Origin of the sequence: Gordonia sp. ALPHA1B1, from assembly GCF_005502615.1 — a bacterium.
In the GTDB taxonomy this organism is placed as follows: Bacteria; Actinomycetota; Actinomycetes; order Mycobacteriales; family Mycobacteriaceae; genus Gordonia; species Gordonia hongkongensis.
Genome location: NZ_SCOC01000086.1, coordinates 1 through 2075 on the forward strand (window position 1 = coordinate 1; position 2075 = coordinate 2075).

A 2075-nucleotide genomic window follows, 5' to 3' on the forward strand; every position below is an offset into this window, starting at 1 on the left:
CATCCGTGCCGCCCGCCCGACCGGATCGGAGCGATCGGACTCGGCGTCGTCGTCGGCCTGGCCGTGGGCGGCGCGTTCGTGGTCGGCGGCCTGGCGGCACGGATGATCCCCGGCGTCAGCGACCTCGCCAACCAGGTGCTGGCCTTCGCCGACTTCGGCAGCCTCGCCGTGGTCACCGCGATCACCATGCTCAACGGCCTCGCCGAAGAGTTGTTCTTCCGCGGCTCGGTCTACTCGGCGGCCCGCCCGCACAATCCGATCCTCGTGTCGACGGTCATCTACGTGCTGGTCACCATGGCCAGCGGCAACGTGATGCTCGGCTTCGCCGGCGCGGTCCTCGGCACCGTCTGCGCCATCCTGCGGCGCAGTACCGCCGGCGTCCTGGCCCCCGCGATCACCCACGTCATCTGGGGCGCGGTGATGGTCCTGGCCCTTCCGCCCGTCTTCGCCTGACCCTCCGCTCCCCGATCCGCGAGAAGCGACCGCCATTGCTCCCTGAGGTGCGAGGAGCGAAAGCGACGAGCCTCGAAGGGCTGGCGACCCGACCACCCAGACCCGGTTTGAGCGACAGGCATCGGAGCGACTAAATTCGTGTGCGCAGCGCCACGTTCGTCAGCGCGGCACGCGCGTATAGCTCAGCGGTAGAGCTCTGGTCTTACACACCAGCGGTCGTAGGTTCAAATCCTACTGCGCGCACTCTAAAACCGCAGGTAGATACCCTTCTAGGGTATGCGGCTCGTCGAGTGGGACCGCAGTGGGACCGCAGGACCTTAGAGGGGTCGGGTCGATGTCTGCGGTCTCTGCGGTCTCATTGCCAAGGCCTGAGTCTCTTCGTGCGTGAGTGTGAGGGCTGTTGGCCTGTGTGTACCGGCTGCCCTAGCTCTGGGCTCTGTAGGCGCGTGAGGGCTGTACTGGGCTGTGGGTGGTGGGGCTGGTGGTGCGTGGGTGCGCTTGTGTGCGTGGTGGTGCGTAAGCGTGTGGTGGTGCGCTGGGGTTGGGGGTACTGGGCCTAGTACTGGGCCGGTACTGAGTGCCCCTATACGCGAGGGTAGGTGGGGGTTGGCGCTGGGGTGGTGTCGAATCGGGGCGCCTCCTCTACCTCTAGGCCGCGTTCCTGCCGGTACTCGTTGAGTTCGATGAGAAAAAGCGCTGACCGGCGGATATGCGCCCACATAGACCGGATCTCGTATTCGGTTGCGCTGGCCGGATGGACAAGTCGCGGTGAGATGAACGGCGTTGCGCTGGCCGAGGGGCTGTGGTCGATGGCCAAACCGACGAGGTGGTCGGCACGGTCGAGAATCGCGGGCAACCAATCGACGCTCCGCTCGGGCGGTTCGCTGATCTCGCATGCGCGGGCGGCAGAGCCGATGTCGAGGTGAAGCGCCGAGGTGGTCGCGCGGAGTAGGCGGGCATCGTTGCTGACCAGCAGAGATGAGTACACAAAGCGGGTGGTCGTCATGCCGGGGTCTCCTCGGTCGGTTGTGCTGGCGCTGGCCGTTGTCGTGAGAGGACCCGTTGACGGATGTCGTCGAGGTTCGGCGCGTCGAGGCGGCGCAGCTCTTCTACAACCTCGGCGACACCTTTGGCCGCTGGCGCAACAACGATGCGCTGGTCGTACGCGGACGGTCGCGCGGAGGGCGTCCCGATTGCCCATGAGGACCGTGTCGACTCGCTCGGGCGCCACCTGATCGGGCCGTAGAGCGCTTCGGCCTGCTCTTTGGCGCTGGCCATGGTCGGGAACACTTCGGCGCTGGTCGTCGAGGCGACGAGGGCTCCGGCGGTGCCGAGGGTGAGGGTTGTGACTCTGACGGTGGTGGCCATAGTGCTCCTCGTCGGCGCTGGTGGAGGGTTCGGTGCCGGGTTGTGTTGTGCGGCAGCGTATTCCACTAATTGACTAATTGTTTGCGCTGGTAGGCGCGTTTTTCGCAGTATGCCATGACTCCGAGGGGGTGCGTGTTGGCGTCGCGGCGGGTGTCCTCGGGCGGGTCGAGGGGGCGGCGCTGGCCCGGATGACGGTGGCGCTGGCGCTGGCCCTCGGGGTCGGCGAGGTGGTCGTGCTGAGCGGTGCGGTCATC

The 2075-nt window shown here is 66.7% G+C and carries 3 protein-coding genes and 1 tRNA gene; 2 read left to right on the forward strand and 2 right to left on the reverse strand.

The window, feature by feature from the left end; translation table 11 throughout:
* Both FFS52_RS23470 and FFS52_RS23475 read left to right on the forward strand, forming a co-directional pair.
* On the forward strand, positions 1-453 hold a 453-nt coding region (locus FFS52_RS23470; protein ID WP_137811079.1), incomplete at its 5' end, for a CPBP family intramembrane glutamic endopeptidase.
* 171 nt (positions 454-624) lie between these two features.
* Positions 625-696: transfer RNA gene (locus FFS52_RS23475), tRNA-Val, on the forward strand.
* Positions 697-1036: 340 nt separating this feature from the next.
* On the opposite strand, the gene FFS52_RS23480 is transcribed toward FFS52_RS23475, so the two are convergent.
* The gene (locus FFS52_RS23480) at positions 1037-1459 is read right to left on the reverse strand and encodes a hypothetical protein (protein ID WP_068971553.1); all 423 of its coding nucleotides are present in this window, start codon (positions 1457-1459) and stop codon (positions 1037-1039) included.
* Entirely contained in the window at positions 1456-1821 is a 366-nt protein-coding gene (locus FFS52_RS23485; RefSeq protein WP_068971552.1) for a hypothetical protein, read from the reverse strand. Before FFS52_RS23485 ends, FFS52_RS23480 begins: the two co-directional genes overlap by 4 nt.
* Positions 1822-2075 lie beyond the last annotated feature (254 nt).